At 70.3% G+C, this 12,783-nt stretch carries 12 protein-coding genes; 7 read left to right on the top strand and 5 right to left on the bottom strand.

All coding sequences use genetic code 11. The features are described 5' to 3' along the window. Positions 1 to 58 precede the first annotated feature (58 nt). From H613_RS0117000 to H613_RS27260, 3 genes are all read left to right on the top strand, one after another. Positions 59 to 1,912, top strand: coding sequence for a 2-oxoacid:acceptor oxidoreductase subunit alpha (locus H613_RS0117000; RefSeq protein ID WP_026924749.1), 1,854 nt, complete (start codon positions 59 to 61; stop codon positions 1,910 to 1,912). Next, positions 1,905 to 2,927, top strand: coding sequence for a 2-oxoacid:ferredoxin oxidoreductase subunit beta (locus tag H613_RS0116995; protein ID WP_026924748.1), 1,023 nt, complete (start codon positions 1,905 to 1,907; stop codon positions 2,925 to 2,927). Before H613_RS0117000 ends, H613_RS0116995 begins: the two co-directional genes overlap by 8 nt. A 153-nt stretch (positions 2,928 to 3,080) precedes the next feature. After that, positions 3,081 to 3,461, top strand: coding sequence for a hypothetical protein (locus H613_RS27260; protein ID WP_051393476.1), 381 nt, complete (start codon positions 3,081 to 3,083; stop codon positions 3,459 to 3,461). Between the two features lie 42 nt (positions 3,462 to 3,503). On the opposite strand, the gene H613_RS0116985 is transcribed toward H613_RS27260, so the two are convergent. Beyond that, positions 3,504 to 4,325 (bottom strand): IclR family transcriptional regulator, encoded by an 822-nt coding sequence (locus H613_RS0116985; RefSeq protein ID WP_051393475.1) that lies wholly within the window; start codon positions 4,323 to 4,325, stop codon positions 3,504 to 3,506. A 409-nt stretch (positions 4,326 to 4,734) separates the two neighbouring features. On the opposite strand from H613_RS0116985, the gene H613_RS0116980 reads away from it, so the two are divergent. Together H613_RS0116980 and H613_RS0116975 are read left to right on the top strand one after the other, a co-directional pair. Then, positions 4,735 to 5,904: an MFS transporter gene (locus H613_RS0116980; protein WP_026924746.1), complete on the top strand. Its 1,170-nt coding sequence runs from the start codon at positions 4,735 to 4,737 to the stop codon at positions 5,902 to 5,904. 74 nt (positions 5,905 to 5,978) lie between these two features. Beyond that, a complete protein-coding gene (locus H613_RS0116975) occupies positions 5,979 to 6,971 on the top strand; it encodes a polyprenyl synthetase family protein (protein WP_245598593.1) in 993 nt (330 codons plus the stop codon). A 20-nt stretch (positions 6,972 to 6,991) separates the two neighbouring features. On the opposite strand, the gene H613_RS0116970 is transcribed toward H613_RS0116975, so the two are convergent. After that, positions 6,992 to 7,378, bottom strand: coding sequence for a winged helix-turn-helix transcriptional regulator (locus tag H613_RS0116970; RefSeq protein WP_026924744.1), 387 nt, complete (start codon positions 7,376 to 7,378; stop codon positions 6,992 to 6,994). 94 nt (positions 7,379 to 7,472) lie between these two features. Here H613_RS0116970 and H613_RS0116965 point away from each other — a divergent pair, with 94 nt between their 5' ends. Continuing rightward, entirely contained in the window at positions 7,473 to 8,342 is an 870-nt protein-coding gene (locus H613_RS0116965; RefSeq protein ID WP_026924743.1) for an NAD(P)H-binding protein, read from the top strand. Positions 8,343 to 8,359: 17 nt separating this feature from the next. Here the strand turns inward: H613_RS0116965 and H613_RS0116960 are convergent, their stop codons facing one another. Both H613_RS0116960 and H613_RS27255 read right to left on the bottom strand, forming a co-directional pair. Further along, a complete protein-coding gene (locus tag H613_RS0116960) occupies positions 8,360 to 8,947 on the bottom strand; it encodes a TetR/AcrR family transcriptional regulator (protein ID WP_026924742.1) in 588 nt (195 codons plus the stop codon). Beyond that, entirely contained in the window at positions 8,925 to 10,418 is a 1,494-nt protein-coding gene (locus H613_RS27255; RefSeq protein ID WP_084546711.1) for a DHA2 family efflux MFS transporter permease subunit, read from the bottom strand. The genes H613_RS0116960 and H613_RS27255 overlap by 23 nt, the downstream gene beginning before the upstream one ends. Before the next feature lie 180 nt (positions 10,419 to 10,598). Between H613_RS27255 and H613_RS0116950 the strand changes: the two genes are divergently transcribed. Next, complete coding sequence (locus H613_RS0116950; RefSeq protein ID WP_169732018.1) at positions 10,599 to 11,153, top strand: hypothetical protein; 555 nt, start codon at positions 10,599 to 10,601, stop codon at positions 11,151 to 11,153. Positions 11,154 to 11,182: 29 nt separating this feature from the next. On the opposite strand, the gene H613_RS0116945 is transcribed toward H613_RS0116950, so the two are convergent. Next, positions 11,183 to 11,800, bottom strand: coding sequence for a DUF402 domain-containing protein (locus H613_RS0116945; RefSeq protein ID WP_342673022.1), 618 nt, complete (start codon positions 11,798 to 11,800; stop codon positions 11,183 to 11,185). Positions 11,801 to 12,783: the final 983 nt, after the last annotated feature.

Genomic DNA, 12,783 nt, shown 5'->3' with positions numbered 1-12,783 from the left:
AGCCCGTACACACACCGCACGACCGCGCGTGCCCGTCAACCCGCATGAGGAGAACTTGGTGAATACCGTCCGGCAGCTCGACCGGGTCGTCATCCGCTTCGCGGGGGACTCCGGTGACGGCATGCAACTCACCGGCGACCGATTCACGGCGGAGACCGCCAAGCTCGGCAACGACCTCTCGACCCTGCCCAACTACCCCGCCGAGATCCGTGCACCCGCCGGGACGCTGCCGGGCGTCTCGAGCTTCCAGATCCACTTCGCCGACTCCGACATCCTCACCCCGGGCGACGAGCCCGAGGTGCTGGTGGCGATGAACCCGGCCGCGCTCAAGGCGAACCTGCGCGACCTCAAACGGGGCGGCGTCGTCATCGTCAACACCGACGAGTTCACCAAGCGCAACCTCACCAAGGTCGGCTACGAGGCCAGCCCGCTCGAGGACGGCTCGCTGGACGACTACCAGCTCATCGAGGTGAAGCTGACCAGCCTCACCATCGCCGCGCTCGAGGACCACGACATCGGCAAGAAGGACGCGGCGCGCTCGAAGAACATGTTCGCGCTCGGCCTCCTGTCGTGGATGTACTCGCGCACCACGGCCGTCACCGAGGACTTCCTGAAGAAGAAGTTCGCCTCCAAGCCCGACATCGCCGCGGCCAACATCGCCGCGCTCAAGGCGGGCTGGAACTACGGCGAGACCGCCGAGTCCTTCGCCGTCCGGTTCGAGATCCCCCCGGCGACGCTCCCGGCGGGCACCTACCGCAACATCACCGGCAACCAGGCCCTGGCCTGGGGCGTCATCGCCGCCGGGGTCGCCTCGGAGCTGCCGGTGTTCCTCGGGGCCTACCCGATCACCCCGGCCAGCGACATCCTCCACGAGCTGTCCAAGCACAAGCGCTTCGGCGTCACCACCGTGCAGGCCGAGGACGAGATCGCCGCGGCCGGAGCGGCCCTGGGCGCCTCCTGGGGCGGCGCGCTCGGCGTCACCACCTCCTCGGGTCCGGGCATCGCGCTCAAGTCCGAGACGATCTCGCTGGCCGTGTCGCTGGAGCTGCCGCTGGTCGTCATCGACGTGCAGCGCGCCGGGCCGAGCACGGGCATGCCGACCAAGACCGAGCAGGCCGACCTGCTGATGGCCATGTTCGGCCGCCACGGGGAGGCCCCGATCGCGGTCGTCGCCCCGCAGTCGCCCTCGGACTGCTTCGACGCGATGCTCGAGGCCACCCGCATGGCCCTGCACTACCGCACGCCGGTCATGCTCCTGAGCGACGGCTACATCGCCAACGGCGCCGAGCCGTGGCGCCTGCCGGACATGGGCGACCTGCCGGACCTGTCGGTCGCGTTCGCCACCGAGCCGAACGGCACCGACGCCAAGGGCGAGCCGGTGTTCCTGCCGTTCCAGCGCGACCCTGAGACGCTCGCGCGCCCGTGGGCCGTCCCGGGCACCCCGGGCCTCCAGCACCGCATCGGCGGCATCGAGAAGGCCGACGGCACCGGCGACATCTCCTACGACCCGGCCAACCACGACCACATGGTCCGCACGAGGGCCGCGAAGATCGCCGGGATTCCCGTCCCGGACCTCGAAGTCGAGGACGCCGGGGACGCCAGCGTGCTGGTCCTCGGCTGGGGTTCGACGTGGGGCCCGATCGGCGCGGCCGTCCGCGGCCTGAGCGACAAGGGCGTCCCCGTCGCCCGCGCGCACCTGCGCTACCTCAACCCGATGCCCGCCAACCTCGGCGAGGTCCTGGCCCGCTACGACAAGGTCGTCGTGCCCGAGATGAACCTCGGCCAGCTCTCGCTGCTGCTGCGCGGGGCCTTCCCCGGCGTGGACGTCGTCGGCTACAACAAGGTGCGCGGCCTGCCGTTCACCTCCAACGAACTGCAGGACGCCCTGGAGGAGGTCATCAAGAATGGCTGACGCGGTGAAATTGGACGCTCCGAAGCTGAAGGCCAAGGACTTCAAGTCGAGCCAGGAGGTGCGCTGGTGCCCCGGCTGCGGCGACTACGCGATCCTGGCCGCGGTCCAGTCGTTCCTGCCCGAGCTGGGCCTCGAACGGGAGAAGATCGCGTTCATCTCCGGCATCGGCTGCTCCTCGCGGTTCCCGTACTACCTGAACACGTACGGGATCCACTCGATCCACGGCCGCGCCCCGGCGATCGCCACGGGCCTGGCCACCTCGCGCCAGGACCTGTCGGTGTGGGTGGTGACCGGCGACGGCGACGCGCTCTCCATCGGCGGCAACCACCTGATCCACGCGCTGCGCCGCAACGTGAACCTGAAGATCCTGTTGTTCAACAACCGGATCTACGGGCTGACCAAGGGCCAGTACTCCCCCACCTCGGAGTCGGGCAAGCTCACCAAGTCCAGCCCGATGGGCTCGGTGGACGCGCCGTTCAACCCGCTCTCGCTCGCGCTGGGCTCGGAGGCCACGTTCGTGGCCCGCACGCTCGACTCGGACCGCGCCCACCTCCAGCAGGTGCTGCGGGCCGCCGCCGAGCACAAGGGCTCGGCGTTCGTCGAGATCTACCAGAACTGCCCGATCTTCAACGACGACGCGTTCGAGACGCTGAAGAACCCCGACACGCGCGACGAGGCCCTGATCCGCCTGGAGGACGGGCAGCCGATCCGGTTCGGCGACAAGGCCGTCGTGCAGTCGGGGTACGGCCTGGAGGTCAAGGGCGCCGACGAGGTCGACGAGTCCGACGTCGTCGTCCACCGCTCGGACGTGGACGACCCGGCGTACGCCTTCGCGCTGTCGCGACTGTCGGGCACGGCGCTGGACCACACGCCGATCGGCGTGTTCCGGAACGTGCGGCGCCCGACCTATGACGAGCTGGTGCGCGGCCAGGTCGACCAGGCCGCCGCGGGCGTCGACCGCGGCGAGGCCCTCGACAGCCTGCTGCACTCCGGCGACACCTGGACCGTGCTCTAAATCACCAACAAGGAGGCCGGCCCAGCTGGGTCGGCCTTTTTCGTTGCGCCGCAGCGAAAAAGCCCGCTCCCTTGGCAACCTTTTGTCGCATACGTCGCGTATGCATACGGTGGGCCGCCTATTGCGGTATCCATGCGACAGAAGGAGAAACGAATGAAGAAGTGGCTGATCCGCTTCGGGGTCACCTGCGCCGTGGGCGTGGCGATGATCGCCGGGCTCTCCAGTCCCGCGATGGCCGGGGACACCTGGCTCATCGCCTCCGACATCGACGGCCGCCAGGTGGGGGCCATGCAGCACGTCGACGACGGCGACGACTTCCGAGTCTACGACTCGTGGGCCGACGGCTACGGCATCGAGGGCTGCGTGCAGCTCTACTCGCCGAAGGGCGGCTGGATCACGCAGCGTTGCAAGCACAACGGCGAGGGCGCCGGCTCCTACGTCACCTTCGGCTACAACGTACTCGAAGGGCTGGCCTACCGGATGCGGCTGTGCCATGGCATCACCGGATGCGTCTACCAGGGCTTCCACGAGTAGACCCGGCATCGGCCCCGCGGCGAGAGCCGCGGGGCCACCGCCTCACAGCAGCGGCTGGAGTTCGACGGCGGCGCGGCGCAGCCGCTTGGTGAGCACCGGCCAGAACCGGCCGATGTCCGACAGCGGCATGGCCGCGGCCAGCACGACCCGCTCGGCCGGGTCGTCGGCGTCGCGCACGACGACCGCGGCGCAGCCGACGCCGTCCTGGAACTGGCCCATCTCGGCGTACACGCCGGACTCGGAGTAGACCATCAGGTCGTGCTCGAGCGCATCGGGCTCGGTGAGCGTCTTGCCGGTGAAGCGGCGCATCCCGGCGGCCTTGAGGAACATGGCGCGCTCGGTGAACCGCAGCGTCGCCAAGAGGGCCTTGCCGAGGGCGGTGGCGTGGGCGCCGTCGTCGAAGCCGACGATGAGGTCCTCGACGTGCGGGCTGCGGTTGCCTTCGGTCACCGACGTGACGGCGGGCCGGCCTTCGACGAACTTCGCCACGAACGTGGAGTAGCCCGTCTCAGTCGACATGCGACGCATGAAGTCGCCGCAGGTGCGCGGACCCGCCATGGCCTGCGTGAGCTCGGAGTAGCGGTCGGAGACCTCCAGGCCGAGCGAGTAGCGGCCTTCGTCGTCGCGGCGCAGGTACCGCTCGTAGACGAGGGTGCGCAGCAGGTTGTAGGCGGTGGCGCGGTTGAGGCCGCATTCGAAGGCGATGCGCTGCGCCGACACGCCGCCGGAGTGGCGGCCCACGATCTCCATGATGCGCAGCGCCCGCTGGACGCTCTGGATCATCTTGGTCGGCTCGTCGCGGCCGCGCGGCTGGATGCCGCTGTGCTTGCGCGCTCTGCCGTCAGGTCGCCGCTGCTCCACCATGCTGCGCTCCGTTTGCCGATCGTCCACTCTTCTCGCGGCGGGCCGGGACCTTCCCGGCGCCGCTTGGACAGTGAATCTAACTATATAAACAACAGCTGCTTGCGTCAGGCTCCCGCAACGGGCAGTATCAACATGTCAGCACCGTTCGAGACTCGGCTTCGGCCGAGTGCCGAACAACATCCGCGGCGGCGGCGTCGAGTCCCCACCAACTTCCTCGTCGTTGCCGCGGTCATACACACCACATAATCGAAGTGCGGCGGCTCCTCCCACCTGAGTCGCTGCACTTCGTGGTCGCTCCGACCTCGTTCAGTACCATGAGGCTCGCACACCCTCAGTGGCCGCGTCAAGACGCTTCACCCGAACTCGTGACACCTGCTCACCGCTCAGGCCGCGGAGTACGGTTGCCACCGTGCCCACCACGCCCACGACCTCCTCGACCGTCGCCACCGCGTTGAGCGTCAGCGTCGCCGCGGTCATGCCGGTGTTCCTCTTCGGCGGGCTCGCCGTCCAGATCACCGGCGAGCTGGGCATGGACGTCGACGCGATCGGCCTGATCGCCGGGCTCTACTTCGCCGTCTGCGGCCTCACCGCCGTCCCCTCCGGACGCCTGGTCGAGCGCTTCGGCGCCCCGATCGCCGCGCGCCTCGCGGTGGGTCTCACCGCGGCTTCGATGCTCGCCGTCGCCGCCGCCGCGCACCACCCGATCGTCCTCACCGTCTTCCTGCTGATCAGCGCCCCGGCCAACGGCCTCGGGCAGCTCGCCGCGAACACCGTTCTCGCCGACTGGGCCCCGAAGCGCCGCAAGGGGACGCTGTTCGGCGTCAAGCAGGCGTCGGTGCCGCTGTGCACCACGCTCGCCGGGCTCGCGGTTCCGGCGATCGCGCTGACGGCCGGATGGCGGTGGGCGTTCGTCGCCGGGGCCGCGGTCGCGCTGCTCGCGCTCGTCCCACTGGCCGGGCTCGGCCGCCCCGCGGTGCCCGTGCGGAGCGGCCGCCGCCGCGGGGCCGACCGGCGCCTGCTCGTGTTCGCCGTCGCCACATGCCTGAGCGCCGCTGCCGCGACGCCGCTCAGCTCGTTCCTGACCAGCTACGCGGTCCACATCGGCGCGTCCGAGTCGTTCGCGGGCATCAACCTCACCGTCGGGGGCCTGGCCGGAGTCATCGCCCGCGTCGCCGTCGGCGCGATCGCCGACCGCAGGGGCGGCGGCGAGTTCGGCATCATCGTCGTCATGCTCCTGGGCGGCGCGGCCGGTATCGCGACGCTCATGGCCGGGCAGTCGTGGCTGCTGCCGCTGGGCACCGCCGCCGGGTTCGCGCTCGGCTGGGCGTGGCCGGGGCTGATGAACTTCGCCGTCACCAAGCGCTACCCGCATGCGCCCGCCGCGGCCACCGCCGTCACGCAGACCGGCGTCTACGCGGGGGGCGCGGTCGGCCCGATCGCGTTCGGCCTCATCGTCGACCACGCGGGCTGGAACGCCGCCTGGACGGTCGTGTGCGCCGCGATGGCGCTCGCGGCCGTGTTCATCCTCACCGGCGCCGGGATCACCGCCGCCGACACGCACGGCACGGTGCGGCGATGAGGCGCGATCCACGCCTCGGACGGGCTTCCCGCCCCCTCCTCGATCCGGCGCGCACAGGATAAGGTGAGCCTGTGGTGACCACCGGACGTGCCCAGGCGGCGCTGAGCTTTACCGACGAGGCCTTCGCCGAGCAGATGCGCGAGGCCCTCGACGCCGTGGAGGAGCGGCTCCTCAAGGCCGTCGACACCGACCAGCCGCTGCTGCGCGAGTCCGGCTCCCATCTCATCACCGCGGGCGGGAAGCGCTTCCGCCCCATGCTCACCCTCGCCTGCTCGCACCTGGGCGACCCGGCCCGGCCGGGCATCCTGGACGCGGCGGTGGCGCTGGAGCTGACGCACCTGGCAACGCTGTACCACGACGACGTCATGGACGAGGCCGCCGTGCGCCGCGGGGCGGCCAGCGCCAACGCGCGCTGGGACAACTCGGTCGCGATCCTGACCGGCGACTACCTGTTCAGCCAGGCCGCGCAGATCATGGCCGAGCTGGGTCCGGAGGCGGTGCGCGTCCAGGCGTCGACGTTCGCGCGGCTGGTGCGCGGCCAGATCAACGAGACCATGCCCAGGCCCGAGGGCATCGACGCGGTCGAATGGCATCTGGGGATCCTCTCGGAGAAGACCGGCTCGCTCATCGCCACGTGCGCGAAGTTCGGGGCCTGGCTCGCGGGCGCCGAGCAGGCGACCATCGCGATCGCCGAGGAGTTCGGCGAGGTCATCGGGGTGGCGTTCCAGATCGCCGACGACATCATCGACGTCGAGTCCGAGCAGTCGGGCAAGACGCCGGGCACCGACCTGCTCGAAGGCGTGCCGACGCTGCCGGTGCTGTACGCGCTGGCGGGCACCGAAGGGGCCGACGCGCGGCTGCGCGAGCTGGTCTCGGGCCCGGTGCCGGAGGCCGACCTGCCGGAGGCGCTGGAGCTGCTGCGGGCCTCGGGCGCGCTGGAGGAGGCGCGCTCGACGCTGCACCAGTACCAGGAGCGCGCCAGGCGCCTGGCCGCCTCGCTGCCGTCGGGCCCGGTGGGGCAGGCGCTGGTCGACATCTGCGACTTCATGGTCCAGCGCGAGGTCTGAGGGCCTCTGCGGTCAGTGCGTCAGTGCCGCTCGTCGTAGGCGGTCTGGGCGGCGACGACCTCGGACTCGTGGCGCTCGAGGTGCGCGGCGAGGGTCGAGAGCAGTTCGGTGGTCGAGGAGCCGAGCTCGGTGAGGCTGTACTCGACGCGTGAGGGGTAGCCGTCGCTGGCGTGGCGCTCGATGAAGCCGTCGCGTTCGAGGGCGCGCAGGGTCTGGGCGAGGGCCTTCTCGTTGATGCCGCCGACGCTGCGGCGGATCTCGCTGAACCGCTTGGGGTCCTGGCGGAGGACGATGAGCACCAGAGTGCCCCAGCGGCCGGTGACGTGCTCCAGGACCGCTCGGGACGGGCAGTCCTTCGTCAGCACCTGGAAGTCCTCGGGCAGGCGAATGTTCGGTGCGGTGCTCATGGTGCGATGTTATCCCAGCAACAGTGCTTTCCAAATGATTGTACTTTCGTTTTGAAAGTGAGAGGATGGCGTCACCACCGACTGAAGGAGCACGATCATGATCGTCGTCACCGCCGCCACCGGCGCCCTCGGCACGCACGTCGTCGAGCAGCTGCTGGAACGAGTCCCCGCCGACCGCGTCGCCGTCGTCGTCCGCGACGAGGCCAAGGCCGCGCCGTTCGCCGAGCGCGGCGTCGAGGTCCGCGTCGCCGACTACGGCGAGCCCGACACTCTGAAGGGCGCCTTCGGGGAGGGCGACAAGGTGCTGCTCATCTCCGGAAGCGAGATCGGCCGCCGCGTCAAGCAGCACAGCGCCGTCATCGACGCCGCCAAGGACGCGGGCGTCGCGCTGCTCGCCTACACCTCCGTGCTCGGCGAGGCCGCGGACGATTCCCCGCTCGCCGACGAGCACCGGGCCACCGAGCGGTACCTGATCGACTCGGGGCTCCCCTACGTGCTGTTGCGCAACGGCTGGTACCACGAGGTCGCCACCGGGCAGCTCGACCGGACCGTCGCCGCGGGCGGCATCATCACCAGCGCGGGCGCCGACAGCCGCGTCGCCTCCGCCGCGCGCGCCGACTACGCCGCGGCGGCGGTCGCGGTGCTCACCGGCGAAGGCCACGTGAACCGGACTTATGAATTGAGCGGTGACGCGGCGTGGAGCTTCGCCGAGTACGGCGCCGAGGTCGCCCGCCGACTCGGCCGGGAGTTCACCGTCAAGGCCGTCTCCCCCGAGGTCCACCGGGAGATCCTCCTCGGCGCCGGGGTCCCGGCGTCGATGGTCGATGTCCTCGTGGAGGTGGACGGCGAGATCGCGCTGGGCCACCTGGCCTACCGGAACGGCGACCTGTCCGCGCTGATCGGCCGCCCGACCACCCCGATCGCCGACGCCGTCGCCGCGGCGCTGGAGACCGTCGAGGCCTGAGGCGCGGTGTCCCGGTCTCAGAGCGGGACGCCCGCCTCCAAGTGGTCGAGGCAGCGGCCCAGGACGGCCGTCAGGTCGTCCTGGCCGCCGCCTTCGACCCACACGAGGATGCCGGCGCTCCACGTCGCGATCAGCGCGGCCGCGAAGTTGCGGACCTCCAGGTCCCCGGGCGAGCGGCCCGTGCGCTCGGCCACCATTTCGCCGATCATCCGCTCGGTGGCGACCACTTGCTGGACCTGCCGGGCCCGCAGTGCGGGCACCGACAGGACCAGCTCGACTCGGCCGCGGAGGCGCGCCATGTCCTCCGGGGAGAACTGCGCGAACTGCTCGGCGAGCGCCGACCGGAACGCGTCGATCGGCGCCGCGCCCTCCGGCTGCCGCCGGAAGGCCGCGACGATCATCGGGTCGTACTCGTCCTGCACCACCACGTCCTCTTTGGTCGGGAAGTAGCGGTAGAACGTGGAAGGGGAGACCCCGGCGGCCTCGGCGATCTGCTCGATCGTCGTCGCGTCGTAGCCCTGCTCCTCGAACAGCCGCAGGGCCTCCTCCTGCATCCGGCGGAGGGTCTCGGTCTTCTTGCGTTCACGCAGTCCGGGTCGGCTCATCCTGTGATTGTGCCTCGATGGTCTTCGGGAACTTCAGGCCCGCGGCGATCTTCACGGCCCCGGCGAGCAGCGCGCAGGCGAGGAAGACCGCGGTCATGGCGTCGGTGAACGCGGCGTTCGCGGCGGCGGCGACCTCGGGCATCCCGAGCGACGCGGCACCGGCCACGGACTCCTCGGCGGCGCTTCGCGCCTCGGGCGGCAGTGCGGGCAGCTCCAGGCGGGCCCGGTAGACCGAGGAGGCCACCGAGCCGAGGACGGCCACGCCGACCGCGCCGCCGGTCTGGCGCAGCGTCTGCATCAAGGCAGAGCCCATCGCGGCGCGGTGGGGCGGCAGCGAGCCGAGGACCGCGTCGGTGGCCGGGACCAGCGCCAGGCCGAGCCCGAGGCCGAGGACGGCGAGCCAGGTGGCGACGAGGCCGTAGCCGGTGCCGGTGGCCATCGCGATCAGGCACCCCGCGGCCAGCGTCCCCAGTCCGGCGGTGACGGTGACCCGGTAGCCGAAGCGCGCGGCCGCCCGCTCGCTCGCCAGGCCGCCGAGCATGAGCCCGACGATCATCGGCAGCAGCCGCAGTCCGGTGCCGAACGCGTTGTGGCCCTGCACGATCTGGAGATACTGCGGGACGAGGAACAGGGCGCCCATGAGGACCATCGAACCTGCGGTGGCGACGACCGAGCCCCACAGGAACGCCCGGTCGCGAAAGAGGTCGAGGTCGACCATCGGCTCGTCGGCCCGCAGCTGCGAGGCGACGAACCAGGCGAGCAGCAGGACGCCGCCGAGGCCGCTGACAAGTGTGGGCGCGGAAGTCCACCCCTCGACGGGCGCCTCGATGACGCCGTAGACGAAGGCGGCCAGGCCGAGCACGGCGGCGGCGACCGGGAGCGGCTGGAGCCGGGGGGCGTCGCGGTCGGTCGACTCCGGTAGGAAGACCGCGACCATGACGAGGCCGATGGCGATCAGGGGGAGGTTGATCAGGAAGACCGAGCCCCACCAGTAGTGCTCGAGGAGCCAGCCGCCGAGGAGCGGGCCGAGCGGGAGGCCGACGGCCATGCCCGCGGTGAGGAGGGCGACGGCGCGGGTGCGTTCGGCGGCGGTGAACATGCCGGGGACGACCGCCATCGACACCGGGAGGACGACGGCGGCGCCGATGCCCATGAGGACGCGGGCGGCGATGAGCACGGCGACGCCGTCGGCGAGGACGGCGAGGACGCAGGCGGCGGCGAAGAGGGCCAGGCCCGCGAGGAGGACCTTCTTGCGGCCGATGCGGTCGCCGAGGAGGCCGGCGGGCAGGAGCAGGGCGGCGAGCACCACGATGAAGGCGTCGACGATCCACTGGAGATCGGCGGTGGAGGCGTCGAGGTCGACGGCGAGGGTGGGGAGGGCGACGTTGAGGATCGTCACGTCGAGCCCGACGACGAGGACGCCGAGCAGGAGGGCGAGCATGGCCCACCAGCGGCGGGAGGAGTCGACCATGGGCTTCCCCTTTCTGATAGTAACTATCATTTGATAGTAGCTATCAAATATAGGGCCGTCAAGCCATGTTCGGCCGTCCGGCCGATGCGCAGGTTGTGCCGATTCGCTAAGGTTCAAAGCGCCGCCCCGGCCCCAGACTCGGCGGCGGGACCTCCGCCGCCCCGGTTCCTTAGGAGCGCAGTGAAAGCCAGCCAAACCGGGCCTTCCTTGACCAAACCGAACACCGTGCGCGTGGCGCAGGCCCTGATCTGGCTCGAATTCGCGGCCATCGTCGGCCTGTACGCGCTCGGGCTGAACTTCCTCCTGGCCGCGACGACGGCCGCCGCCAGTCATGAGACGACGATCGAGGTGCTGCTCGCCGGTGGGGCCCAGCGGTGGATCCTGGTGCTCATCTCGACCGCGGTGACGGCCTCGCTGCCGGTGATCGCGACCCGGCTGGGACGCAGGGACGCATCGGCGGTCGCGGCGGCCTGGTACGCGCTGGCGATCGTGCCGTTCTGCATGTACGTGTGGGTGGCGGCGAGGGCCTATACGGCGACGTTCCCGGACGGCCCGGAGTTCTTCGTGAGCGCGGGGGCGATGCTCGCAGTGTGCGCCACGATGCCGACGACGATCCTTTTGTGCCTGGCGACCCCTTCGTCAAGGGCCTGGTTCAGGGCCGAGGAGAAGATCGCGGTGCCCGTGCAGGCGCCGGAGAAGGCCCCCGAACTGGTGGGCAGCGGCGTCAGCGGTTGACGGGCAGACGCGGCCGCGGGCACCGCGCTTCAGCCATTCCACCTCACCGGTGGGGCCAGCGGCGCGGAAAGCCGGCGCAGCGGAGCGAAGGCCGCCGGGGGAAAGTCGGTCCAGCTCCCGCTGGGGTATCGGCCTTCGTGCAGGTGCCGGTCGAGGAACCGCTGCCAGCGCCGGAGACCGCTCACGGCCTGTTCGAGCGTGATGAGGCCGCCTTCGATCGCGTCGGCGAAGTCGTCGAGGTCCAGCATCCGGTAGTGGCGCCCGTCGGTGGGCACCCTGACGTCGATGAAGAGGTCGCGGAACACGTACTGTCCGGCGCTGCGGTCGACGGTGATGAGGTCGACGTACCACGAGTGCTCTTCGGTGGCGGGGATGTCGATGACGGTGCCGTCGGGTTTCACTGCTCCCTGCCAGCAGGGGTTCGACATGCTGATGCCGAGGTCGAGCAGTACGAACACACGCTCAAGCCGGGCACGGCCGGGCCAAGGCTCGACCCACTCGGGCAGTTCGAACTCGTACGCGACCGCATTCCCGACGCGGACGCCCGGGAGAGGGCCGAACAGTCCGGGATCGTCGGCCTTGTGGCCTCCGCGCAGGACCTCGATCCGCTCGATCGTGTCCGGTTGCTCCGTGCCCAGCGCTACCACGTCGCCCAACCCCCATCGCCTGTGACCATCTCTCATCATAAAACCTCGTGCCCCAGCCGATGAGAGGAAGGATTCCAGGCGGCGAGTGGCGGGTGGCGACGGTCGAAGGACGCTTTTCGGTTCGGTTCTTGAGAGTGGCGGCCGTTTGACGGCACGCCTGGGGAGCCCGGCAATGGCCCTTGTGGAGTTGGCGGGATCGGTGTCGTGGAGGGTTGCGGTGCGCTGAGGCAGCGACAAAGACGGGACTGGAGGGACGAGGTGGGTCCTCGAAGACGGCACGTCGTTTCCGAAGTATCCGCAGGTGGGCCACGCCCTCTCGGGGGAGTTATCCACAGGCCCCGCAGGCCACCGTCGGGAGTTATCCACAGGCCCAGAAACTTTTCCTTGACCCGCTTTCGGGCCGCTGTCAGGCTGGCGAGGACTTTCGTGGTGTGCAGGACGGCGGCGGGTGGGTAAAGAGGGGCGGAGTAGCGCCCCCCAGGGCGCCCCCGGCGCCCCGAGCAGGGTTACGAGTCGAACACCACTGCTCACCTACCACCGACTATCGCCCGCCGAACAACCCATCCCTTGACCACTACCGCCTACCGAGCACCACAGTCCGTCAAACGCCACCGCTTGTCGCTCGACGGGGTCGACCGGTCCCGTCTCGCATGATCGGGGCGGCGCCTGGGGAGCCCGGCAATGGCCCTTCGTTCGCGGGCGGGGTTGGTCGTGTGCGTGGTTGCGGTGCGTTGAGGCAGCGACAAAGACGGGAGTGATCGTTTCGGTCCCTCTCCGGCGGTGGGGTCCCTTTTGGTGCGGCTTCAAGCCGGCGGCGACAAAGACGGGACCTCCTCCCCGGGCCCCTCTTCGACGCCGAGGCCCGTCTTATTCCCTTGTGGAGTGATTGAGTGTGGTTGCCTGTTGCCTGTTGCCTGTTGCCTTGGCGGGGTTGGGGTTCGGTCCCGAAACATGAAACCTTTCGCATCCTTCGGGTGATGACG

It is taken from the genome of Glycomyces arizonensis DSM 44726, assembly GCF_000482705.1.
Classification (GTDB): Bacteria; Actinomycetota; Actinomycetes; order Mycobacteriales; family Micromonosporaceae; genus Glycomyces; species Glycomyces arizonensis.
Note: the sequence above shows the minus strand (reverse complement) of the source record. Positions and strands in the feature narration are given on the sequence as shown.